We start from the raw sequence: 23,557 nt of genomic DNA on the forward strand, positions 1-23,557 counted from the left end.
TACTTCTTTCCGAAGCCACGGAGACACGCGCCCATGAGCCGCATCTGCCAGATAGAGATCGACGACAACAACCTGCCACCTCCCACGCCGGAGATCGAGCAGGAGCGCAAGGTGGCCATCTTCGACCTGCTGGAAGACAACAGCTTTATCCCAACGGGTCGAGACGGCTATGAAATGCCCCCCGGCCCCTACCGCTTGCACCTGTGCATCCGTGAGCGTCGGCTGGTGTTCGACATCTCCGACGAGCAGGACAACGAGATCGGCGCCTTCCACCTCTCGCTCTCGCCGTTCAAGCAGGTGGTGAAGGATTACTGGCAGATCTGCGAAAGCTATTACGACGCGGTCAAAAAGCTGCCCCCCCACCAGATCGAGGCCATCGACATGGCCCGCCGCGGCATCCACAACGAGGGCGCTCGGGTGCTTCAGGAGCGGCTGGAGGGCAAGGCCGAGGTCGATACCGACACTGCCCGCCGCCTCTTCACCCTCATCTGCGTTCTGCACTTCGGGAGCTAGGCTTGGGCAAGGCATTCCCCTCCTCGGTTCTCTTCTGCTGCGACCATAACGCCGTGCGCTCGCCAATGGCCGAAGGCTTGATGAAAAAGCTCTACGGCCACGATGCCTATGTGCAGTCAGCCGGGGTTTACAACGACCTCGATGTCGACGGCTTTGCCATCGCCGTCTGCGACGAGATCGGGGTGGAGCTGCACCGCCATCGCTCGCGCAGCTTCGAGGAAATGCAGCAATGGGGCGATGATCTTTCGGGGTTCGATCTTATCGTCGCCCTCTCCCCGGCCTCCCAGCGGCAGGCGCTGGAGATGACGCGGGTGTTCCACCTTGATGTCGAATACTGGCCCATCATGGACCCCTCCGGCCTTGGCGAGACCCGGGAGGCCAAGATGGGCGTTTACCGTCAGGTGCGCGACCAGTTGCTTGACCGGATGAGGCAGCGCTTCGGCCCGCCGACGCAAAAGTAGCCTGCCGGTCAAAAAGGTCACAAGCGCCCGAGGGAACTCGATTTCCGCTTGATTTGTTGCCCCTTTGAGCGCATCTAGTGCCGCGTCCGCCACAGTGCGGCAACAGTGCAACAATGGAGTGACCATGGCCAAGGAAGAACTGCTCGAATTTCCCGGTGTCGTGAAGGAGCTCCTGCCTAATGCGACGTTCAGGGTCGAGCTGGAAAACGGCCATGAAATCATTGCGCATACGGCAGGAAAACTTCGCAAAAACCGGATCCGCGTCCTCACCGGTGACAAGGTGCAGGTTGAGATGACGCCCTATGACCTGACCAAGGGCCGCATCAACTACCGCTTCCGGTAAGATGCGACTCATCCTCGGATCCGGCAGCCCGCGTCGTCGCGAGCTGCTGGGCCAACTCGGGATCACACCCGACGAAATCCGCGCCGCCGATATCGATGAAAGCCCGGCCAAGGGGGAGCTTCCGCGCCCCTATTGCAGCCGCATGGCCGTCGAGAAGGCCGAGGCGCTGCCTCCCGGCGCGGGTGAAATCGTGCTCACCGCCGATACCACCGTGGCCCTTGGCCGCCGCATCCTCGGAAAGCCCGAGGGGCGGGCCGAGGCGGCGGGGTTTCTGCGCGCGCTTTCGGGCCGCAGGCATCGCGTCATCACCGCGCTGGCCGTGCGCAGCGAGGCCGGGATGTGGCAGCGCGACGTGGTCACATCGGTGAGGATGAAGCGCCTTTCGCAGGCCGAGATCTTCGCCTACCTCGAAACCGGCGACTGGCAGGGCAAGGCTGGCGGCTACGCCATTCAGGGCCCGGCCGGGGCCTTTATCCCGTGGATTTCCGGCAGTTACTCTGCCGTGATGGGCCTGCCGGTAGCAGAAACCGCGCAACTGTTGGTCGCCGCAGGCTACCCGCTTTATGGGGAGACATCATGAAGGGACGCCAGATCATTCTCGATCACGTGGCTGGCCGCGAAGCCGCCGCGCTCATGGTCGACGGCCGCCTGCACGATCTGCTCATCGAAGCCCCCGGCACCGTCCGGCCTGGCGCGATCTGGCGCGCCAAGGCGGAGCGTCAGGCGAAAGGGCAGGGGGGCATCTTCCTCGCTGCGCAGGGCCAGCGCTTCTGGTTGCGTCAAGCCAAGGGCATCGCACCCGGTGAGGCGCTGGTGGTGCAGGTCACCGGCTTTGCCGAGGTTGAAAAGGCCCCGCCCGTCACCCGCAGCCTCACCTTCAAATCGCGATACGTCATCGTCACCCCCGATGCCCCGGGGGTGAACGTCGCCCGCTCGATCCGCGACGAGGACGAGCGCGACAGGCTCAAACTTGCTGCGTTGGAAGCGTTGGAAGGCCGCGACTGGGGGCTGATCCTGCGCTCGTCCTGCGTCGGGGCCGAGGAGAGCGAAATTGCCGAGGACGTTGCCACCATGCTGGCCACCGCCGAAGCCGCGCTTTCTGAGGGCGAGCTGGGCGAGATCTACCCCGGCGACGGCCCGCATCTTCTGGCTTGGCGCGAGTGGACCGAGCCTGCCGAGGTGATAACCGAGCCCGGCGGCTTCGAAAGCCACGGCGTGCTCGATGCGCTCGCCGCGCTTCAGGGGCCGCGCGAGCAAGCAGGGGACGCCACGCTCTATGTCGAGCCCACCCGCGCGCTGGTTGCGGTGGATGTGAACACCGGCGCAGATATGTCTCCCGCCGCCTCGTTGAAGGCCAATATCGCCGCCGCCAAGGCCCTGCCGCGTGCGCTGCGGCTGCGTGGCCTCGGCGGGCGCATCGTGGTGGATTTCGCGCCCATGCCCAAGGGGCAGCGCAAGCAGCTGGAGCAAAGCATCAAGGCCGCCTTCCGCGCCGACCCGATCGAGACGGTGCTCGCCGGGTGGACGCCGCTTGGCCAGTATGAGATGCAAAGAAAGCGCGAGCGCCTGCCGCTTTCTCTCACCCTGCCCGAGGAGGCCCTGTGACCTGCCCGATCTGCAGCAAGGACACCGACCCGAAGTACCGCCCCTTCTGCTCCCGCCGCTGCGCCGATCTCGACCTCGGCAAATGGCTCACCGGTGCCTACGCGGTGCCCTCGGACGACCCTGAAGACATCGAAGAGGCGCTCCGCCTGAGCGGTGACGAGACCCCGCCCAAGCCGCATTAGCGCCGCCGCGACATCGGGCGCGGGGAGGGCTGGGGCAGGGGCCACAACAGCCACCCGCCACCTCTTCACACTGGATCAGTTGACAACAAACCCATGAATCCCGCTGGCGGTCGTGCCCGTGGCCGCCACCTGCCGCGTGCCCACCGGCAAAATCGCCCTGTCGCCCACCGTCACACTGCGCGCGGCCCCGGCCTGGGTGGTGATGGCAAGGGTGCCGCCGGTTTCCACGTAGAGCGCCACGCAAACGCTGGGCAGATCGGTGCCGTCAGCCGGGGTGATCGGAATGATATCGGTCGCGGGCCCCGAGAGGCTGGGAGAGCGGTTCTTGAAGGGATCGTGCATTGTGTCGGTCTCTTTTCTGTTGCTGATGTCATGCGCGTCGGCGGCCCTCGCCATGGCTGCGCGCGAACCGGGGAGACCCTAGGCGAAGGTGAATAACGCTTCCCGACAGCACCGCACGCCCCACCGCTGTTTGATCCATGTCATGTGAGCGCGGTTCGGCCCCAGCTAACCTGCAGGCACGCAATGAGGAATCTCGCCAGATGCGCCTGACGACCCGAACCAACCTTGCCATGCGCGTGCTGATGTTCTGCGCAACCTATCCGGGCCGCCAGCACCGCTCTGCTGATATCGCGCGGGCCTGTGATGTTTCGGTCAATCACCTCATGCAGGTGGTGCCCGTGCTGCATCGCCACGGCTACGTCCGCGCCACCCGTGGGCGGTCAGGCGGGGTCGAGCTGGCCGCACTGCCCGAAAAGGTGCGCGTGGGCGAGGTGTTTCGCCACTTCGAGGCCGCGCTGCCCTTTGCCGAGTGTTTCTCGGAAGATGACAACACCTGTCCGCTGATTTCCGCATGTCGCCTGCGCCCGGCGCTGGAGCAGGCGCTTGCCGCGTTCTATGAGGCGCTCGATGACGTGACGCTGGAGCATCTGGTGGCCGGTGACAGCGGCTTGGAGGTGTTGTTTTCCCAGCAAGCCGGCGCGCCTGTGGTACCAGAGTGCAGGGTCTCGCCCTAGCAGTGCGTTGCCGCCCGCGCTCCCCTCTGGCACGCCGCATAAACCGGCGCTCTTCAGCCCCAAATAGCATGGCCACCCGCCACAACCGGTGCTAGAAAAACGCCCGAGGCACTTTCGCGCCTCGTTTTCAGAGTGCCTGGGGAACGATGGGTAAGACACCGAAAGAACCACCAGTCCTGGTGGGGATCGCAGCTTCGGCAGGTGGGTTGGAGGCGATGTCTCTCTTCCTGCAAAACCTCCCAAAAGGGCTGAATTGCGCCTTTGCGCTGGCCCAGCACATGTCGCCCAGCCATGAGAGCATGCTGGTCAAGCTGCTCTCGCGTGAAACCAACCTTGACGTCAGGGAAATAACAGGCCCGATAGAGCCCAAGGCCGACACGATTTATATCCCGCCACCCGGAAGCGACGTGGGGTTTGAAGATGGCAAGCTGTTGCGGCTTAATCCGTCCGGCCACCCTGCCACCCCCAAACCCTCCGCCGACAGGCTCTTCAATGCGCTGGCCGAGGGGCTGGGTGCGCATTGCATGGGGCTGGTGCTCTCGGGCACCGGAAGCGACGGCAGCTACGGGGTGCAGGCGATCCGCGAGGCGGGCGGCATCACCATCGCGCAGGAGCCCGCTTCAGCAAAGTATGATTCCATGCCGGTCAGCGCCGTGCGCACCGGCTGCGTCGATCTGGTGCTGACACCGCAACAAATCGGCCAACACCTCGAAAAGATCCTCAGCCAGCCGCGCGATCTCGAAGAGCTCAAGAAAATGGGCGAGGAGGCGACCAAAAACGCCGACCTCTTCCAAATCCTGCTGGCCCACACCATGGTCGACTTTCGCCAGTATAAGGAAAGCACGATCAACCGCCGTGTGCACCGCCGGATGGTGGCCAAAGGCATCACTTCGCAGGCCGAATACGTGGATTTCTGCCGCCGCAGTCAGGAGGAGGTGGAGGCGCTCTACAAGGATCTGCTGATCTCGGTGACACGCTTCTTCCGCGATGGCGAGCAATTCGCGGTGCTGCGCGATGTGTTGCAGGATCGGGTCACCGCAAAACCGGGCGCCAAGATGCGCATCTGGGTGCCCGGCTGCGCCACCGGCGAAGAGGCCTATTCCATCGCCGCGCTCTATGCCGAGGCAGCCGGCGGGCTCGACGCGCTGGGCAAGGACAGCCTCCAGATCTTTGCCACCGACATCGACGAGCACGCCCTCGCGGTGGGGCGGCGCGGCTCCTATCCAAGCAGCGCCGCTGATGACATTCCGCCCGACTTGCTTGAGAAATACTTCGACATTTCCGGCGATAGGGTGATCGTCAAACAGAGCCTGCGCAATTGCGTCATGTTCACACGGCACAACATCTTTCAGGATGCGCCGTTCATGTCGATCGACCTCGTCAGCATTCGTAACGTGCTGATCTACTTCGACAACACCCTGCAAGACCGCGTGCTCTCGCGCATTCAATATGCGCTTTCCGCCGATGGCATGCTGTTTCTGGGCACTTCCGAAACCGCTGGCACCATCGAAAGCCATTTCATCCAGCTCGATCCGGCAGCCAAGATCTACGCCAAGCGCAGCACCCCGCCGATTGATATGACCAACTTCGGCTCCACCCATGCCATCCGGTCCAGCCGCAGGATCCTGACGCAAGACAAGGCAAAGGGCGGCGACAACCTGCACGATTGGAGCAACTTTCACGCGCTGGTCCAGAGCTTCGCCGAAACGGCGGTGCTGGTAAGCGCTGAGGGTGCCGTTCTGAAGGTCTATGGCGATCTTGCCCCCTTCTGCCAGATCACCGATTCCGTGTTCAAAGGCTTCAGCCTGCGCCTGTTGAAGGCCCCGCTCGCCAATGAAAGCACCACTCTTCTGTTGGTGGCCCGAAAAAATATGAAGTCCCGCACCGGCCAATGGCACCGTATCGAGGGGCAGGGGTTCAACCACGCGCGGCTCGTGGTCTATCCGATGGAGCCGCAGGGCCGTGAAGAGCCCTACGTGCTGCTGGCCATCGAAACCGAGATGCGCACCACCCCCGAGGCAACCGAGGAAGAGCAGGGCGATTACGTCACCTACATCGAAACCGAGCTTGCCCGCACCCGCGAGGCGCTGAACGTGACGATGGAGCAACTGCAAACCTCCAACGAAGAGTTGCAGTCGCTCAACGAAGAGCTTCAAAGCTCCAACGAAGAGCTGCAAAGCACCAATGAAGAGCTCGAAACCTCTAATGAAGAGCTGCAATCAACCAACGAAGAGCTGATCACCGTCAACGAGGAGCTGATCGTAAACTCCACCGAGCTGCAACGCACCACGGCGGAGCTGAACGGCATCGTGGATGGGCTGCCTACAACCATGCTCATGCTCGATCAGGGCCTGCTGATCCGCCACGCTTCGCGCCGGGCTGTCGAGCAATTCGAGCTGCGCACCCGCGGCCAGTCCATGGGCCACATCTCCCAGTGCCACTTGCCCGAAGGCTTCCCCCCCGTTGTCGACCTTTGCTCGCAAGCCCTGCTTAACCGCAAGAACGTCTCGCGGCAGTTCTCCAGCGGTCAGCGGAACTTCACGCTCACCATTGTCCCGCTCACCAGCGGCACCGATGAGTTGATCGGGATTGTGGTCATGGTCATCCCGCTCGAAAGCACCCTCGAAACCTCGCTCATCCACACGCTGCGCCGTTTTGGCAAGATCGGCACCTGGCGGGTTCAATTTCCCGATACCGAGGTGGAATGGTCGGAAGAGGTTTATCACATCCACGGCCTCCCCCCGGAAACCGGAACGATGTCGCTTGATCGGGCCATCGGATATTTGCACCCCGACGACCGTGAAGTTGTGCGCGGCCGCATCGACAAGGCTCTCGAAGAGCGCTCCGGCTTCCACTTTACCGCCCGCGTCATCCGCCCCGATGGTCGCTTGGCGGTGCTCGAAAGCTCGGGCACAGTTGTCACCGACCGGCTGAACAATGTCGTCGGCCTGATCGGCGTGGTGCGCGATTTCTCCCGCATGCAAACCGAGAGCATGCTGCTGCGCCATTACAACGAGATCACCTCTGACGAAGGGCTTGGCGTTTATTCCTACGATATCCAGAATGGCATAAACTACTGGAATCCCACACTCTACGACCTGCTTGGGGTGGATCGAACCGAGCAGCCCGAGATCGCGACGGCGCTGAAGCACCTCACCCCGGAAAGCGCGGATCGCGTCAGGAGCCTGCTCGACAGGGCCATGAAGCAGGGCGAAGACTTCGAGTTCGAAGGCGAGATCCAGCGGCAGGATGGGAGCCGCATCCCCTATCACAGCAAGTGCCGCGTGCTGCGCGACGACGCGGGCAAGATTTCACATACCTTTGGCGTTCTGCGCCGTCGCAAATGATTGCCGATCTCCTACCGTCTGAGCTCCGGCGTTAACCCTGTGGTAACTAATTTTGGACGATGATCGCCACCTCCCGAGATGGTTGCGACAAGGCGTGCGAGATGGTGACAGGTAATGGCTTCGAAGACGGCGAAAATTTTAGCCAAATTGCGATTTCCCTCTTCAGAGATACCCAGACAGGCGAGTGGTTTGCCGAGCGGGTCGAGTTCAACCTGCCGGGAAGCCGCACCCGCACAAGTTTCAACGTGCCCCAACCGCTGAAACAGGCCTTTACCCCGGGCTTCGTGGCTGAGCTCATGCCATTTTTGCCAACCTCGCACGAGCGCGGGCTTCTTGCCGATGGCGAGGTCAATATTGCCATCTCCCACCTGTCGCTCGTCGGAGTGCGTGTGGCGACGCAGGCCGTGTTCAACGGCATCCAGAAGGTCTGGGTCCGCTTCCAGCGTGCCTTCGGGGCGGTGCAGGCCATGCTCCAGCCCCAGCACCGCACCGAACGCGCCGCAGAGACGGCGCTGCATTACGTTGCCGCCAGTGCTTTGCTCGATCTGGTCCTGCCCTGCCTCGACATGCTCCGCCTCGACGGGGCCGCCACCGACAGCAAGGAGGGGGCCGAGAGGGTGGCGGCGCGGCTGGCAACGCTTCAGGGCAAAAAACACGATCTTGAGTTCTACACCGGCCTGCTCACCCGCTACCTCGCCCAGCCCCACGAGGAGCCACAGGCCAGCAAGCGCGGAATTGCCGATGATGCGCCCTCCGCCCTTCAGGGCTTTCGCCTGCCCCGGCCCCTGATCGTGCGTTAACGCGCGGTGCCGTGGCGGCCCCCGTCGCTTCGGGGGGTGACATCCGCCCGCGCCTCTGCATGCTGGGCCGCGAAATTGCATCGAAAGGCCACGCCATGAACCGCCACACGCCCAACTCGCCCGAAGCCCGCGATATCGCCTACCACCTGCACAGCTACACCAACGCCGAGCTGCATCAGGAGCTCGGCCCAACGGTGATCGAGCGCGGTGAAGGGGTCTATGTCTACGACAATCAGGGCAAGCGCTATGTCGAGGCGCTGGCCGGGCTCTGGTCTGTCGGGGTGGGCTTTGGCGAAGAGCGGTTGGTTGAGGCCGCCACCGCCCAGATGAAGCAGCTGCCCTACTACCAGACCTTCGCCCACCGCTCCCACGGCCCGGCCATCGACCTTGCCGAAAAGCTGGTGAGCATCGCCCCCGTGCCGATGAGCAAGGCCTATTTCACCAACTCCGGCTCCGAGGCCAACGATACCGTGGTCAAGTTCCTCTGGTATCGCTCCAACGCGCTGGGCAAGCCGGAGAAGAAAAAGATCATCTCCCGCCTGCGCGGCTACCACGGCGTCACCGTCGCCTCCGCCTCGCTCACCGGGCTGCCCTATAACCACCGCAGCTTCGATCTGCCGATTCAGGGCATCCTGCACACCACCTGCCCGCACTACTGGAAAGAGGGGCAGGACGGCGAAAGCGAGGAAGAGTTCGCCACCCGCTGTGCCGCCGACCTTGAGGCCATGATCGAAGCCGAAGGCCCCGATACCATCGCCGCCTTCATCGGCGAGCCGGTGATGGGGGCAGGGGGCGTCGTGGTGCCGCCCAAGGGCTACTGGCAGAAAATTCAGGCCGTGCTGGCGAAGTATGACATCCTGCTGGTCGCCGATGAGGTGATCTGCGGCTTCGGGCGCACCGGCAACCTCTGGGGCAGCCAGACCTACGACATCAAGCCCGATATCATGGTCAGCTCCAAGCAAATCACCTCGTCCTATTTCCCGCTCTCCGCCGTGCTCCTCAACGAGCGCGCCTATGCGCCCATTCAGGATGAATCGGGCCGCATCGGCACGCTCGGCCACGGCGTTACTGGCGCGGGCCACCCGGTCGGCGCTGCCGTGGCGCTGGAGAATATCGCCATCATCGAAGAGCGCGGGCTGGTGGCCAATGCCGCCAAACAGGGCGAGCCGCTGCGCGCCGGGCTCAAGAAGCTGGCCGATGAGTTTGACCTCGTGGGCGAAATGCGCGGCATCGGCCTGATCGCCGCGCTGGAGCTTGATCCGGCCAAGGCCCGCGAAGAAAAGCCCGTGGGCGCCCTCGGCGCGGCAATGGGCGCGGCGCTGATGAACCACGGCGTCATCGCCCGCAACCTAGGCGACACCGTCGCCTTCTGCCCGCCGATGATCATCACCGAAGAGCAGGTGAACGAAGTCCTCACCGGCGTCGAGAAGGCCCTCAAGGACGTGTCCGCCGAACACGGTTGATCGAACGCCCCGTCATCCTCGGGCCTGACCCGAGGATCTCTCGCCACCCGGGAGATCCTCCGGCTCAGACCGGGGGATGACCCTTAAGCCTGCACTCAGGTGGGCAATCTGCCCACCACCCGCCTCACCCTTTCGGCAACACCGGTGCCGTGCGTTCCAGCGCCAGTTCCGCGTCCGAAAACTTCCACGGTCCCCGTAGCCCCGGCACGCCCTCCGGATCAATCTGCATCCCGCGCGCCACAACCTGCGGATCGGCCAGCGCCTCGCCCACATCGTTGATCGGCCCGGCCGGCACTGTGGCCGCCTCGAAGGCCGCCAGCAGCTTGGCCTTCTCCCAGCCCGAGGTCATCGCCTCGATCACCGGCGTCAGCACCTCCCGGTTGGTCACCCGCCCCGGGTTGGTGGCAAACCGTTCGTCATCGGCCAGCGCCTCCAGCCCCAGCACGCCGCAAAACCGGCGGAACTGCCCGTCATTGCCCACCGCGATGATGATATGCCCGTCCTTCACCGGCACCACCTGATAGGGGCCAAGGTTGCGATGCCAACTGCCCGTGCGTTCCGGCGGCACCCCGGTGGCGAGGTAGTTCATCCCCTGATTGGCCAGCATCGCCACCGCGCAATCCAGCAGGCTCATGTCGATGTGCTGCCCCTTGCCGGTGCTGTGCCGCTGCTCAACGGCGGCCAGAATGCCGATGGTCGAGTATAGCCCGGTGACAATATCGGTGACGGCCACGCCAAAGCGCGTCGGCTGGCCCTCCGGGTCGCCGGTAATATCCATCAGCCCGCTCATCCCCTGCAGCAGGTAGTCATAGCCCGCCCGATGCGCATAGGGCCCATCCTGCCCAAAGCCGGTGACCGAGCAGTAGATCAGCGCCGGGTTCACCTGCGACAGCGCCGGGTAATCCAACCCGTATTTCGCCAGCCCTCCCACCTTGAAGTTCTCGATCAGAATGTCGGCACCGCCCACCAACTCGCGCACCCGCGCCTGCCCCTCGGGCCTGCGAAAATCGACCACCTCGCTCACCTTCCCCCGGTTGGCCGAGTAGAAGTAGGCCGCGCTCACGTCGCCGTCGCGTTCCACAAAGGGCGGTCCCCACTTGCGGGTGTCGTCGCCGTCCGGGCTCTCCAGCTTGATCACCTCCGCGCCCAGATCGGCCAGCGCCTGCCCAATCCACGGCCCCGCTAGGATCCGCGCCATCTCGATCACCTTCAGCCCTTCAAGCGGTTTCATCCTGCCTCCCCATAGCTTTGTCGCGGCACCCTAGCGCCACTTCCCTGTTGCGGAAACACTGCGTTTCTACGGAAGGTTTTCACGATCCCCTTCTGGCAGCCGGTGGTTGCGCGTATGGAAACTGCTAACCTCCGACAACAGGTAACGCGCGATGAAACCTCTTGCCCGCCTTCTGGCCCTCCTGACCGCCCTCACCGGGCTTGCCATGCCCGCCCACGCCGAAGAGCGGGCCTTGTTGGGCTGGGGGAGGCTCTTCACCAATGACGTGCTGGGCGATGGCTATGACCGCTGGCGCACCGGGGCCTATACCATCTCCATCGCCTATGGCCCGGATTGGCAGGGCGTCGCGCCGGATCGGTTTGGCCAGCTGCTGGAGTTTCGCCTGCGCTCCGAGCTGATCGCCCCCGAAAGCCTCACTGCGCCCGCCGTCAACGATCGTCGCTTCGTCGGCGCGTTCACCCTTGGCGTGCACAGCTACTCCAAGCTGGGGGCCAGCGATCTGCGCGCCGGGCTCGATCTGACCTTCACCGGCCCGCAAACCGGGCTGGGTGAGCTGCAAAACACGATTCACGAAACCTTCGGGCTGGAAAGCTCCAAGGTGCTGGACGACCAGATCCCCAACAACGCCTATGCCTCGCTGTCCGCCGAGCTGTCGCGCGAGCTGGCATTCGGCAACGCGCGCCTTCGGCCCTTCCTTGAGGTGCAGGCAGGGGTCGAGAGCTTTGCCCGCGTCGGCGCCGATCTCACCTTCGGCAGCTACGGGCGCGGGGCGCTGATGGCGCGCGACATCACCACCGGCCACCTCTATCAGGTGATCCGCTCGCGCGAAGATCAGGGCCTGTCCTTCCTCATCGGCGGCGACATGGCCAAGGTCTATTCGTCAGAATACCTGCCCGAAGAAGACGGCTTCGAGCTGACAGACACCCGCACCCGCCTCCGCGCCGGGATGAACTGGCAGGGCGACAACCACGGCCTGTTCTACGGCCTGACCTACCTCAGCGAAGAGTTCGAGGCCCAGACCGAGGGCCAGATGGTCGGCGCGCTGCAACTTCGGCTGTTTTTCTGACATCCCGCGCGGCGGTCACATCGTGACTCCCCTGCCACGCCTTTGACTCCCCTGCACATTTTTCTTGGTGGCAGAGTGCTGCCCGTGTTAACGCTTTGTTAATAATAAGAGACAAATGGCAGGCATACAGGCATGAAAACGGGCTTTCTCGGCACGTTTGTCATTCCCTGGTCGTATACGGAAACAGATGGGCATCCCGGCGCGCCGGTGACAAGCCTGCATCCGGGTGCGACATGGCGCTGGTGCGGGGCGCTCACTCGGGTCGATGGCCCGGGAGATGTGATCTCGCTCGCAGATGCTGCGGGCATGGCAGACCTTCACAAACGCGCGGCACGCAAGGTGCGGCGCATGATTTCCGGCAATAGCACGGCACTGGCCGAGCTGACACGCGGCGACGATGCCCGCCGGTCGCTCGCCCGTGCCGAGGCGATTGCCGCCGTCACCGCAGAGGATGCGTTGCTGTCCCACGCCAGCTTCACCGTCACCGACGGTCAGGACGCATGGATGGCAACCTTCATCGAAACCGTCCCCGGTGCGTCTGGCCTGCTGATGTTTGCAGGCCGCGTTCCGCCCGAGGGCACCGAACTCTGGGTCAGCGCCGCCGCCCGGCCCGCCGAAACGCCGCTGCCCCCCGGAGAGACAGCAGAGGGCGGGGTGATCTGCTTCACTGCAGGCACCCGCATTGCCACCCCCGATGGCTACAAGGCCGTCCAGGACCTGCGCGAAGGCGACATGGTGCAAACCAAGGATGATGGCGCCCAGCCGGTCATGTGGTCCGGCGCTCGCCGGATGACAGGCGCCCGCCTCTTCGCCATGCCGCAACTGCGGCCCATGCGCATCCGCGCTGGCGTGCTGGGGCCCGATATCCCCGATGGCGACCTGCTGGTGTCTCCCAACCACCGGATGCTCATTCGCGGCCCTGCAGCCCAGGCGCTTTACAACACGCCCGAGGTGCTGGTGCGCGCGCGCGACCTCTCCGGCCTGCGCGGCATCACGACCGATCACCACCTCACCGAAGTCACCTATGTGCACATCCTGATGGATCGTCATCAGGTGCTCTTCGCCAATGGTGTGGAAACCGAAAGTTTTCACCCCGCCGAGGCCGATTTCGGCACGCTGGACGCGGGCGATCGCGAGCGGCTGCTCGACGGCTTGCCGTGGCTGCGCAAGCGCCCGGATGATTACGGCGCGCCCGCCCGTCGCACCCTCTCCTGCGCCGAGGCGGCGATCCTGCGTCACGATGTCGGGCTGGCCGCCTGAGCCACGCTTGACTCGGCCACAAGCGGCTGTATAAGCCCGCCATCCACCGGGGTTCGCGCCCCGGTGTTTCAATTGGTGTTGGTGGCCCCCGCAAGGGGATGCCCTGTCAGCCGCAAGGCAAAGGACAACGCCCTTCGTCGCGCCCGAGGCGCGCTTAACAGAAGGAGATCAGACGGTGACCAAACGCACCTCTGCCAAGTACAAACTCGATCGCCGCATGGGCGAAAACATCTGGGGCCGCCCGAAGTCCCCGGTCAACCGCCGCGAATACGGCCCCGGCCAGCACGGCCAGCGCCGCAAGGGCAAGATGTCCGACTTCGGCCTGCAGCTCCGCGCCAAGCAAAAGCTGAAGGGCCACTACGGCGACCTGACCGAAAAGCAGTTCCGCCGCATCTTCGCCGAGGCCGAGCGCCTGCGCGGTGACACCGGCGAGCTTCTCATTGGCCTGCTCGAGCGCCGCCTCGACGCCGTTGTGTACCGCGCCAAGTTCGTGCCCACCGTCTTCGCGGCCCGTCAGTTCGTGAACCACGGCCACGTCAAGGTGAACGGCAAGCGCGTCAACATCCCCTCCTACCGTGTGAAAGAGGGCGACGTGATCGAGGTCCGCGACAAGTCCAAGCAGCTCGCTGTCGTGCTCGAAGCCACCCAGCTTCCCGAGCGTGACGTGCCCGAGTACATCGAGGCCGACCACTCCAAGATGACCGCCACCTTCGTGCGCACCCCCGGCCTGTCGGACGTGCCCTACGCGGTCCAGATGGAACCGAACCTCGTCATCGAATTCTACGCTCAGAACTAAGTCAAAACGACAAGTTCGAGGGACAGGAGGGCCGCACCACAGGGTGCGGCCCTTTTTCGTTTCTATCAGGTCGATCGCATCCGAGGCGCGTCTCTGCGTGCTGGTTCGCTCCGCTCAGCCCGAAGTCCCGGCCGCACGCAGCCGCCGGGTCGCCGGCTCGGGGAAATGCTCAAGCGCCCAGCTCCGCACCTCCTCGTCGATGCTGTCGAAAGCCCCAGGGTCCGCCAGAACCACGGGTTCTACAAATCTTTCCCGCATCGGTCCGATGTCAAAGAAGACATCGGGCCGGTTCAGGCGGCGTTGTCTGGCAAGGCTGTCCTCCCAATCCCACGGATCGGGGCGCACCTGCACGCGCCAGATCGGCGTTCCGTCCGCCGCCTCACCCTCTGTGACCTCATGGCACACCGCTGCCAGCTCATCCGGCGTCAACCTGAAATGCGCCAGTGTCTCGCGTCCCAGAGCCGCTCGATAGGTCAACCCAGGAAGGAGATCGAGCTTGCCCAAGAGGTTCACGTCGAGCCCTCCCACCGGCTCGCTGCGCCCGGTCTCAGGGTCGCGCACCTCTGCGTAAACGACCATGCCGAAACGGTTCAGGCTTTCACTGTCCGGTCGGCCGTAGCGCGGGTCCGACGGCTCCGCAGGGTAACTGCTGTACTGATAGGCAAAACCCCTAGCATCCGGAATGAGCGCCTCCCAAGCCAGATCGGCCGCCTCGAGAGACTTCGACTGGCTGCGTGCGGTGGGCTGCACCAGCAAATCACCCCGGCTTCCGTTCGGCGAGGTGAAATGGTTTAGCTTGAACCCCTTGATCCGCAAATGAGTATAGTCCGAGGGATGCGCTGCGAACTGCGCGAAGGCCTCCTGCGAATAGGCCTCCAGTTCGGCGGCAATTTCTGACTCGCCGAATTTCGTGATCGCAAAGCCCGGTGGAAGGCCCTGCACAAACCTGCATAGCGAGGCCCTGTCAGCCAGGCCGGTGCCTTCCACCGAGTGAAACATTCCAAGGGAGCCGGTCATCCGTCAGGGGTCTCCATGTCCAAAGCCGCTTGCGTGGGCCACCGTCTCTTACTTGGACAGGCTGTTCACGTCGGTTCTCAGGGTAACCGCAAGTGGGCCGTCGCCTTCCTGCTCGATCGCCCGCTCAAAGGCTTCTCGCGCCAGGTGGGTCTTTCCGAGGTGACGTGCGATGTAGGCGATCAGCAGCGTACGTGCCGGGCTGCCCTTGGCGCCGAAGTGACCAAAGCTGGTAATCCCGTCTCGCACCTCTGTCTCTTCACCATGGTGAAGGACGTCCAGCAAGTCTTCGTAGTCGCCTAGGCGGTCAAACCATCCGGGCATATCCGCGAGGCAGGTCTCTCGCAGGTCATCCAGCACCGCGTCCGACCGGTCCCCGACAAGGCCAATGTGCCACACATCGGACCGATCTGGCCCGTTCGCCTGCGCGAGGTGCTTCACGAGGCAGCCGCGTACATGAGCGTCGTAGGTCTTTGGCCGCAGCAGACCGGCCTTCTCGGGAATCTCCAACCACGGCGGTCGCGGCAGGAAGCGGAAGAAGCCACCCAGATCGACCGAAAGCGACTCCTGCGTGCTGCCGATGAAATACGCCTGATCTGCCGTCAAAAACCTCAGCTCGCAAATATCGACCCGGTCCTCGTGGTGCCGCCAGAGCCGCAACCCATCGCGCTGCGAAAACCCTTCTGCCTTCAGGGCCGGAAAGAGCTCCTTGCGAAGCCACGCCGTTATCTCTTTCCTGTCCATGCTAAGGGTCTCCAAGGCCAAGATAGGGCCGCCTGATGATCTCTATGCGCACGCCCAGCCTGCCGGCCTGCTCGCGGATCGTCGGTGACACATGGGTCCGGTTTCCGACCACCAGGCGATAGGGCAGTCCCCGAGCTTTTGCGATTTCCATCTACGCCTGAATCTGACGTGAAAGAAACACTGCGATCCTATCTTTGATCTCGGTTATGCGACCACCCGAAAGGCCGTCCGGCACCGTGACGGTTCCAGAGCGTCTCCGAATGGGTGTTGTATTGAGTTGCGCATTCAATTCCTGAAGCGCCCGCTGTTCGTTCGCCCGCCCGCGCGCAAACCGGTCGCGCAGCCACTGAGGCAGCGGAGCGCGGTTTCGGTTGGCGGCCACGCGAGCCGTCGGGCGCGGACGGCTGGGCGAGACGCCGATGGTGACGCGTGGTCGCGACGAAAGTATTGGTCCGGGCTGCCGACGATGCGCCGGCGCTTGCCCGCCGCAAACCGGCGGGCCAGCCCGAAGGCATTCCCGATCTGCTCCCAAGTGTCAACGCCCGGATTCCACACGATGTCGCCGTCTTGATTGCGCAGGCGGCTGCCCATGATCCCGGGAATGAATATGACCGGCGCAACGATGTTCTGGATGCAGCCGGCAACGGCGCTGTCGGGCATGTTAGCGGCGCTCCAGGCTGTCCAGGGCCCGATCCCAGATCGCCTCCAGATTCTCCTGCGCGAGGCCGTCGCCCGGCCCCGGCTGCCCGGCGGCAATGAGCAGCACACGGATCGCGCGCGAGGGCTCCCCGACGCTCTCGCCTGCCACGCCGGAAAATTCAAACCGCACACGCGCCTGGCCCGTTTCGATCTCTCGCGCCTCCTCGCCCTTGAGGCCGGCCACCTCGCGCGGCTTGGAGGCTGCGCTGGTCATAAGGTCGGCGTAGGGCGGGGCCGGCAGGCTGGCGTGCTGGCTCAGCTCGAAGGTGAGGATCACGCCCTGACCTGACGGGTGATGAAAGCGAGCGGTGACGTGCTCGCTGGCCCGTACCGGCATGTCGAGCCGAGCCCGCTCCGCGCAGATGCCGGGGCCTGGCGGAAGCCCCGTGCTCTCCCGCGGCCGGGTGGCTGCCGCGATCTCGGGCAGGTCAAGCTGGCCGGGCCCCTCGCCGAGCTGGCCCAGGTCCTCGGGCGAACGGAAGCCATCCACCCGGGCCCGGAACATGTGCCCTTCGCGAAGGTAATAGGCCTCCAACCCCACGCTGCCAGGGTCGAAGGTGGGCAGATCGGGGTCGAAGGCCTTGCGCCACAGAAGGGCCATGCCGCCCTGGTTGCGTTCTTCGGCCAGCCGGAAGAAGCCCTCGGGCTCCTCGACACCGGCGGCCAGGGCGGCGCGCCTGGCCTCGACATGAGCCCTGAGGTCGCGCTCTGTGCCGGGCCCAAGCCCGGTCACCGCCACGGCGCGCGGCAGGCCGACGCTCGCCTCCAGCGCCCGCGGTTCGAATTCTGCCGGCAAATCGACCGCGTAGCGGCCCACGCACCTTGTCCGGGCCTCTGACCCCATTGGTGTCTCCATTGTTTTTTCCGTCTGCCCCACCAGGGGCAGAACGCAGATCAGGACTATCGCGGCGACCGCTTGAACCAGGCGCTTCATCGCCCACCACCTTTCCAGTTCTCGATGTGCCACAGTCGCAGACCGGCCCCCTTGCGTCGATCCGAGAGCAATTCCAGCAGGCCGGGATCGGGGGGGCTGCCCTCGGGAAAGCGGCGCGCCAGCCCGTGCATCGCCGGACGCAGGGTCGCGTGGCTACGAAACCCCCGCGCCTGCAGCCAGCTGCGAAGCGAGGCGAGGAATTCGTCCGAAAGGTCAAGCTCGGGCGCGGAACTGCGAAGGCGCGCGCGAACATCTTTCACGTCCTCGGTCTCCCGGCGCCTGCGCACCGCGGCCTCCAGGGCGGCCAACACCACCGGGCCGAGGACCAGGGGGGAGGCGACCTCATCTTCGCCCCGGCGGCAGAAGCCGAACCAGGTCGTCCCGTCCTGCCCGGAGTCGGGCCAGAAAAACTGGTGGTTGCCGAAGAACCGGCCCAGCCACGGCTCTTCGCTCGGCGCGATGCCCGACAGTGTGGAAAAGGTCGTGGGCTCCCAGAACCGGAAGTAGAGCCAGCGCCCGCTCTCGTCCCGTAGCCGGGTGAATTTGCGCAGGTGCGCCCAGAGCATTTCGAACCGGGCGGGCGTGCGAATGAAGAGGCCGGGATATGCACTCCACAGGTGGTGTGTCGCCTCGCCCCGGCTGAAGAGGTCCCGGGTCAGCGGGCTGGTCGGGTCCAGCTCGACCAGCCAGGGCGCGACATCGCCCATGTCCTGCTGCGATCTGCCCGAGAACAGGCAGCGGTGGCGAAGCCCGGAACCGTCGAGCCGTTCGGGTAGATGCAGAATCCGGCCGGCATCAAGTACAGCGTAGGTCCAATGCTCAGAGTCTGTCGCAGGGATATCGCCCGGTTGCGGGCGGGAACGGGCTTGCGTCACGGAAACGCCGAACAACGGCTCCGCGAGGCCATCGGGCACGTAGTTTGAAAGGTTAGCTCCCGGCTGCTCGTTGACAGGCTGCACGCCCTCGAACCTCACCGGCACGCCCGGCGAGAGTTGCGGGGAAGGCAACGAAAGAGCAGACTCCGAAGCAGCAGAGGTGCCAGCAAACACTTGGATTCAAACCCTTTACTCGCAACACAGGGTCGTTTGTATGATTGTACTCGACCAAAAACAAGGGCCGCCCTCTCAGGCGGCCCTTCCTGCTCAGTCCTCAGGAGACATTACATGCCGGGGCTGACGGCAAAGCCCGAGAAGCCGCCCATGCCGAGGTCGGCCAGCATCGTCGCCGCGCCGCTTTCGAGGTCGATCGCGTAGAGGCCAGCGCTTTCGGCGCCTTCCATCTGGAGTACGGCATAGGCCTGATCTTCGCCCTCGGAGGGCGACAGAATGTCAAACCCGCCCCATGCGCTCAGGTCCACCTCTTCGCCGTCCACGGTCACCTTGCCCACGGTGCCCAGCGTGCCGTCGTTGTTGGCCAGCGTCACCAGCGAGTCGGTGCCCGCGTCGAGCGCAAACTGCGCGGTCGAGCCGGCGGTCTCGCCCGCAATCGCGTTGGTGTAGGCGTTGGCAAAGATCATCGGCGTCGCACCGGCGTTGGCATCGCCCTCGCCGTAGGCGGTGTCGGTAAAACGCTTCACCGTGTTTGCCCGCTCGTCATTGTCGCCAAAGCCCTCGGGGAAGTAGACAAGGTTCGCCCCGTCCGAGCCCACGGCCCGCACCGCGTCGATCTTGTTGTTGAAGTCAAAGGCCACATAGCCATCCGCGCCAATCATGGCGTTCTCGTCAAAGGTCGCGCCAAGGTCGCTGATCTCGCCCGAAGCGGGGTTCACCGTGACGATCATGCCATCGGCAAAGCCCAGCAGGTCGCCGGTCACCGGGCGGTAGGCAATTGCGCGCAGCGGTTTGTCGAGCTCAAAGGTCTGCACCTCGCCGGGCGCGGCGATATCGGCCATCACCACCAGCGTGGAGCCGTCATCGGCCAGGGCATAGCCCATGTTGCCAGCGTGACCGGCGGCAAAAGCAGGGGCGGCGCCAAGGGCAAGGACGACGGCAGCGGAGGAAAGAAGGGTGTTGGTCATGAAGTCCTCTGAGATTTGAGTGTCACAGGGCGATGTGCCCCGCGTTTGCAAAAGAGGACACGAAAGCCCGCCGCCCGGAGTTTCAGCCCATCGCTCCGATCACGCCGATGTGAACGCCCCCTGCGCAAAATTCGCCATCAAGGCCGAAACTTCCACCGGTCCCTTGGCCTCGCCGCCGGGTTTTGCCATGCATGGGGGCGCAACCTGAAGGAGCCTGCCCATGTCCCACCCCGTGTATCACCGCATCGACGGCCCCATCGTGATGATCGGCTTCGGCTCCATCGGCAAAGGCACATGGCCCCTGATCGAGCGCCACTTCGAATATGACGCCGACCAGTTCCTCGTCATCGAGCCCGACGCGCGTCAACACAACTTCCTGCGCCAGCACAATCTCAACTTCATCGACACCGCTCTGACCCCGGAAAACTACAAGGAGGTGCTCTCGGGCCTCTTTCCCGATGGCAAAGGCTTCTGCGTCAACCTCTCGGTCGATACCTCCTCGCTCGACATCATGAAGCACTGCCGCGAACTCGGTGCGCTCTACATCGACACCGTGGCCGAGCCGTGGGCAGGCTGGTACTTTGAAGACCGCGACAACGCCGCCCGCACCAACTACGCCCTCCGCCAAGCGGTGCGCGATGAGGCGGCCGCCAACCCGGGCGGCCCCACCGCCGTCAACTGCTGCGGCGCCAATCCCGGCATGGTCAGCTGGTTCGTCAAGGAGGCCCTGCTGACGCTGGCCAAAGACACCGGCAAGGAGGCCCCCGCGCCCACCACACGCGCGCAATGGGCCAAGCTCATGCAAAGCCTCGGCGTTCAAGGCGTCCACATCGCCGAGCGTGACACGCAGGCCCGCCGCCTGCCGCGCCCCCGCAACGTTTTCGTCAACACATGGTCGGTCGAGGGCTTCATCGCCGAGGGCTTCCAACCGGCAGAGCTGGGCTGGGGCACCCATGAGCCGTGGTTCCCCGAAAACGGCCACCGGCAGGAAACCGGCTGCAAGGCCGCCATCTGGCTGGAGCGCCCCGGTGCCATCACCCGCGTCCACACATGGTGCCCCACGCCCGGCCCGCAATTCGGCTTCCTCGTCACCCATAACGAGGCGATCTCGATCTCCGATTTCTTCACCGTCGGCGAGGGCGACCACCCCGAATACCGGCCCACCTGCCACTACGCCTACCACCCCTGCGACGATGCTGTGCTCTCGCTCCACGAGATGTTCGGCTCCGGCAAACAGCAGGAAAAGCACCACATCCTCACCGAGGATGAGATCGTTGAAGGCATCGACGAACTCGGCGTGCTGCTCTACGGCCACGAGAAAAACGCGCTCTGGTTCGGCTCGCGCCTGTCGAACGAGGAAACCCGCGATCTCGCCCCCTATCAAAACGCCACCGGCCTTCAGGTCACCTCCGCGGTGCTCGCCGGCATGGTCTGGGCGCTGGAAAACCCGCAAGCCGGGATCGTGGAGGCCGACGAGATGGACCACGCCCGCTGCCTTGAGGTGCAACGCCCCTACCTCGGCCCCGTGGAGGCGCATTACACCGACTGGACCCCGCTTCAGGACCGCTGGGAGCACTTCCCCGAAGACATCGACGAAAGCGTGCCATGGGCCTTCCGCAACGTGCTGGCCACCTGACCACCTGACCACCGGGCCGCTCATCGGCCCCTTCAGGCCCTCTTCGCCCGCGCGATGGCGGGCCGACAGGCCCCAAGGAGCGGCCCCGGGTCTCTCGGGCAACACACCCGCGCCTGCGACCTCTCGCGCCTTCACCGCTTCGGGCGGCGCGGCTATGAAGCCTCAAGCCGTTTCTATTGATGAGCCCCGCCATGCCCGAGCCAAAGCCCGACGAGACCCACCCGCTGGAGCGCACCATCGAGCGCGGCCTCTTCAACGCCCGCTGGCTGATGGCGCCGATGTATCTCGGCCTCTCGATCTGCCTTGCGATGCTCACCTTCATCTTCCTGCGCGAGCTGGTCTATTACGCGCCGCAGGTGCTCACCATGTCCGCCGACAAGTCGATCCTCGTGGTCCTCACCCTGATCGACCTCTCGCTTGCCGGAAACCTGCTGCTCATCGTGCTCTTCTCGGGCTACGAAAACTTCGTTTCCAAGCTCGATATCGGCGACCCAGAGGATCGCCCCGCATGGATGGGCACGGTCGATTTCTCCGGCCTGAAGATGAAGCTGATCGGCTCCATCGTCGCCATCTCGGCCATCCACCTGCTGAAGCGCTTCATGGAAATCGGCAATGACGAGGCCGATGCCGTCTATGGCGAGCAGGAGCTGTTCTGGCTGGTGGTCATCCACCTCACTTTCGTCACCTCCGGCGTGCTCATGGCCCTGATGGATTGGCTCGCCGCCCGCTCCAAGAAGGGCTGAGAGTAGGGTGGGCAATCTGCCCACCACGCCCTCACGCCAAGATCTGCACCCAAAGCCCCAGCGCCACCGCCGAGGCCAGAACGAACACCCCGTTCCACTTGAAGGCCACCACCTGCGGGCTCACGCCACCCAAGCGCGAAACGATCATCACCGAGGCGGTAAAGGGCGAGGTGGGGGCGGTCAGCGTCCAGCCGCTGATGAGCGCCATGACGAGCGAAATGGTCGACACGCCCAATTCATCCGGCGTGGGCAAGAGCTGCGCGAAGAGTGAAACAAAGAGGATCGGGTTGAGCCCGATCTGCCCGGCAAGCGGGATCAGCACGATCGGCAAAACCAGCAGCACCCGCGCGGGCACCCCGCCAAGGTCAAACCCCGTGCCCGCCAGTGCCTGCGCCAGCAAGGCACCCGCTGCGGTGCCGATAAAGCCCGCCGTGCTCAACAGCACCAACTCGCTGCGAAACCCGGGCAGGTCGCCAAAGGCATAGGCCCGCCCCCGCGCGGCCAGTTCCGCCATTTTGCCGCCCCGGGTTGTCTCCACCAGCACCCAGACCACGGCGATCAGCGGCACCAGCCCCAGCACCGTGCGCGAGGGCGGGATATGCCAGATCGCATCCACCACCAGCGCAGGCACCGCCACCGCTGCCAGCAGCCAGGCCAGCGGCCAGAGCGCGCGTGTGTCATGGGCGGCAGCCTCGTTGCGCTTGGGCACCACCGTGCCCGCAGGCAGGCTGCCCTTGAGCCGCCGGTCCACCAGCCAGCCGATGATGACGAGGATCACCGAAGAGCCGATGCCGGTCATCACCACCGTCCCCAGCTTCACCCCCGGCACCAGCGCCGTTGTGATGACAGTGGCAAAGGCCAGCGGCGACCAGCAGAGAGAGGCGGAAAAGCCGCATTGCGCCCCCTGCAACATCCGCCGCGCCCGCAGCGCCCGGATTGCCGGGTCGGACTCTTGCTGCGCCGAACGCTGCGCCATGGTGCCCAGCAGCGAAAGCGCGCCGTAGTTCAGCATCAGCGCAAACACCTGCGTGCCCGAGGCAAGCGCAAGGTAGCGCCGCCCCGGCGGCTGGTTCGCCAAAAAGGCAGCCGCCCGCGCAATCGCCGCCGAGCGGGCCGCCACATGTTGCAGCGTGGCCAGCGCACAGAAGAACGCCATGATAAAGCTGGTGCGGTCCAGTGCTGGCCAAAGCACCTCACCGGGCGCGGGCAGGGTGAGCAGGCACCACAGCGCAAGGCCCACCGACAGCGTCAGAAACACATGGCGCGAGCCACGCACCTGTGGCGCCAACAGCGCCAGCACGATCACCGCAAACCCGCCCGCCAACGCATGGGTGCCGGTTTCCAGCCCGAGGCCAAGCGCGAGGTTCACCGCGACCACGGCAATCAGCAGCGCGCCGATCAGGCGGGCTGTGAGGGGTTCTTGCTCTGGCGGTAAGGCGGCGGGGCTGTCCGTCATGCTCTCGGCGTGTTTCATGGCGGCAGGTCTTGTCGCGCCACAATGCTATCTGGTCAGGCGGTGGGCGCAAGGGCAGGGCGCTCGGTGCGGTAAGGTTTTGCCCAAAAACAGCTATGCATTATCGGAATAGGTATGGAATGTGCATGGGATGTGCATCAGATGTTGCCCCCTGCTTTCGCGGTTAACGCCCCCCGAGCCCTTCCGATCTTGCATGTTTCCCCGGTATTGCTA

Annotated in this window: 24 protein-coding genes; 15 read left to right on the plus strand and 9 right to left on the minus strand. The window is 64.6% G+C overall.

What is annotated here, in order from left to right:
- The first annotated feature begins 33 nt into the window (after window positions 1–33).
- From FHY55_RS05500 to FHY55_RS05525, 6 genes are all read left to right on the plus strand, one after another.
- A complete protein-coding gene (locus FHY55_RS05500; protein ID WP_140013227.1) occupies window positions 34–513 on the plus strand; it encodes a UPF0262 family protein in 480 nt (159 codons plus the stop codon).
- 65 nt (window positions 514–578) lie between these two features.
- Window positions 579–974, plus strand: coding sequence for a low molecular weight phosphatase family protein (locus FHY55_RS05505; RefSeq protein ID WP_254695491.1), 396 nt, complete (start codon window positions 579–581; stop codon window positions 972–974).
- 124 nt (window positions 975–1,098) lie between these two features.
- On the plus strand, window positions 1,099–1,317 hold the full coding sequence (infA, locus tag FHY55_RS05510; RefSeq protein WP_074254530.1) for a translation initiation factor IF-1: 219 nt from the start codon (window positions 1,099–1,101) through the stop codon (window positions 1,315–1,317).
- Between the two features lies 1 nt (window position 1,318).
- Window positions 1,319–1,897, plus strand: coding sequence for a nucleoside triphosphate pyrophosphatase (locus FHY55_RS05515; protein WP_140013229.1), 579 nt, complete (start codon window positions 1,319–1,321; stop codon window positions 1,895–1,897).
- A complete protein-coding gene (locus FHY55_RS05520) occupies window positions 1,894–2,922 on the plus strand; it encodes a ribonuclease E/G (protein ID WP_140013230.1) in 1,029 nt (342 codons plus the stop codon). Before FHY55_RS05515 ends, FHY55_RS05520 begins: the two co-directional genes overlap by 4 nt.
- Window positions 2,919–3,104 (plus strand): DNA gyrase inhibitor YacG, encoded by a 186-nt coding sequence (locus FHY55_RS05525; protein WP_140013231.1) that lies wholly within the window; start codon window positions 2,919–2,921, stop codon window positions 3,102–3,104. The genes FHY55_RS05520 and FHY55_RS05525 overlap by 4 nt, the downstream gene beginning before the upstream one ends.
- Before the next feature lie 75 nt (window positions 3,105–3,179).
- On the opposite strand, the gene FHY55_RS05530 is transcribed toward FHY55_RS05525, so the two are convergent.
- Window positions 3,180–3,446, minus strand: coding sequence for a hypothetical protein (locus FHY55_RS05530; protein WP_140013232.1), 267 nt, complete (start codon window positions 3,444–3,446; stop codon window positions 3,180–3,182).
- A 200-nt stretch (window positions 3,447–3,646) separates the two neighbouring features.
- Between FHY55_RS05530 and FHY55_RS05535 the strand changes: the two genes are divergently transcribed.
- From FHY55_RS05535 to FHY55_RS05550, 4 genes are all read left to right on the plus strand, one after another.
- Complete coding sequence (locus FHY55_RS05535) at window positions 3,647–4,120, plus strand: Rrf2 family transcriptional regulator (protein WP_140013233.1); 474 nt, start codon at window positions 3,647–3,649, stop codon at window positions 4,118–4,120.
- Window positions 4,121–4,299: 179 nt separating this feature from the next.
- The gene (locus FHY55_RS05540; RefSeq protein WP_168222939.1) at window positions 4,300–7,467 is read left to right on the plus strand and encodes a chemotaxis protein CheB; all 3,168 of its coding nucleotides are present in this window, start codon (window positions 4,300–4,302) and stop codon (window positions 7,465–7,467) included.
- A gap of 101 nt (window positions 7,468–7,568) precedes the next feature.
- On the plus strand, window positions 7,569–8,267 hold the full coding sequence (locus FHY55_RS05545) for a hypothetical protein (protein WP_140013235.1): 699 nt from the start codon (window positions 7,569–7,571) through the stop codon (window positions 8,265–8,267).
- Between the two features lie 59 nt (window positions 8,268–8,326).
- Window positions 8,327–9,730 carry an aspartate aminotransferase family protein gene (locus FHY55_RS05550; RefSeq protein ID WP_254695428.1) on the plus strand — a complete coding sequence of 468 codons (1,404 nt, stop codon included), beginning with the start codon at window positions 8,327–8,329 and terminating at the stop codon, window positions 9,728–9,730.
- Between the two features lie 124 nt (window positions 9,731–9,854).
- Here FHY55_RS05550 and FHY55_RS05555 read toward each other — a convergent pair whose 3' ends face one another.
- On the minus strand, window positions 9,855–10,961 hold the full coding sequence (locus FHY55_RS05555; RefSeq protein WP_140013236.1) for a CaiB/BaiF CoA-transferase family protein: 1,107 nt from the start codon (window positions 10,959–10,961) through the stop codon (window positions 9,855–9,857).
- A gap of 151 nt (window positions 10,962–11,112) precedes the next feature.
- On the opposite strand from FHY55_RS05555, the gene FHY55_RS05560 reads away from it, so the two are divergent.
- The 3 genes from FHY55_RS05560 to rpsD all read left to right on the plus strand — a co-directional run bounded on the left by FHY55_RS05560 (window position 11,113) and on the right by rpsD (window position 14,083).
- Entirely contained in the window at window positions 11,113–12,027 is a 915-nt protein-coding gene (locus tag FHY55_RS05560) for a lipid A-modifier LpxR family protein (RefSeq protein ID WP_140013237.1), read from the plus strand.
- Window positions 12,028–12,159: 132 nt separating this feature from the next.
- Entirely contained in the window at window positions 12,160–13,287 is a 1,128-nt protein-coding gene (locus FHY55_RS05565; RefSeq protein ID WP_140013238.1) for a Hint domain-containing protein, read from the plus strand.
- A gap of 175 nt (window positions 13,288–13,462) precedes the next feature.
- Window positions 13,463–14,083 (plus strand): 30S ribosomal protein S4, encoded by a 621-nt coding sequence (rpsD, locus tag FHY55_RS05570; RefSeq protein ID WP_140013239.1) that lies wholly within the window; start codon window positions 13,463–13,465, stop codon window positions 14,081–14,083.
- A 114-nt stretch (window positions 14,084–14,197) separates the two neighbouring features.
- On the opposite strand, the gene FHY55_RS05575 is transcribed toward rpsD, so the two are convergent.
- From FHY55_RS05575 to FHY55_RS05600, 6 genes are all read right to left on the minus strand, one after another.
- Window positions 14,198–15,100, minus strand: coding sequence for a hypothetical protein (locus FHY55_RS05575; protein WP_140013240.1), 903 nt, complete (start codon window positions 15,098–15,100; stop codon window positions 14,198–14,200).
- Window positions 15,101–15,148: 48 nt separating this feature from the next.
- Window positions 15,149–15,841, minus strand: a complete 693-nt coding sequence (locus tag FHY55_RS05580; RefSeq protein WP_140013241.1) for a hypothetical protein — start codon at window positions 15,839–15,841, stop codon at window positions 15,149–15,151.
- A 285-nt stretch (window positions 15,842–16,126) separates the two neighbouring features.
- A complete protein-coding gene (locus tag FHY55_RS05585; protein WP_140013242.1) occupies window positions 16,127–16,501 on the minus strand; it encodes a hypothetical protein in 375 nt (124 codons plus the stop codon).
- A 1-nt stretch (window position 16,502) separates the two neighbouring features.
- Window positions 16,503–17,474, minus strand: a complete 972-nt coding sequence (locus tag FHY55_RS05590; RefSeq protein ID WP_140013243.1) for a hypothetical protein — start codon at window positions 17,472–17,474, stop codon at window positions 16,503–16,505.
- Entirely contained in the window at window positions 17,471–18,523 is a 1,053-nt protein-coding gene (locus FHY55_RS05595) for a DUF4123 domain-containing protein (RefSeq protein ID WP_168222941.1), read from the minus strand. The genes FHY55_RS05590 and FHY55_RS05595 overlap by 4 nt, the downstream gene beginning before the upstream one ends.
- Window positions 18,524–18,633: 110 nt before the next feature.
- Entirely contained in the window at window positions 18,634–19,491 is an 858-nt protein-coding gene (locus tag FHY55_RS05600; protein WP_140013245.1) for a DUF4394 domain-containing protein, read from the minus strand.
- A gap of 220 nt (window positions 19,492–19,711) precedes the next feature.
- On the opposite strand from FHY55_RS05600, the gene FHY55_RS05605 reads away from it, so the two are divergent.
- Both FHY55_RS05605 and FHY55_RS05610 read left to right on the plus strand, forming a co-directional pair.
- A complete protein-coding gene (locus tag FHY55_RS05605; RefSeq protein WP_371707405.1) occupies window positions 19,712–21,127 on the plus strand; it encodes a homospermidine synthase in 1,416 nt (471 codons plus the stop codon).
- 224 nt (window positions 21,128–21,351) lie between these two features.
- A complete protein-coding gene (locus tag FHY55_RS05610; RefSeq protein WP_371707703.1) occupies window positions 21,352–21,870 on the plus strand; it encodes a TIGR00645 family protein in 519 nt (172 codons plus the stop codon).
- A gap of 31 nt (window positions 21,871–21,901) precedes the next feature.
- Here the strand turns inward: FHY55_RS05610 and FHY55_RS05615 are convergent, their stop codons facing one another.
- Complete coding sequence (locus FHY55_RS05615; RefSeq protein ID WP_140013248.1) at window positions 21,902–23,344, minus strand: hypothetical protein; 1,443 nt, start codon at window positions 23,342–23,344, stop codon at window positions 21,902–21,904.
- Between the last annotated feature and the right edge of the window lie 213 nt (window positions 23,345–23,557).

Origin of the sequence: Oceanicola sp. D3 (assembly GCF_006351965.1) — a bacterium.
Lineage (GTDB): Bacteria > Pseudomonadota > Alphaproteobacteria > Rhodobacterales > Rhodobacteraceae > Vannielia.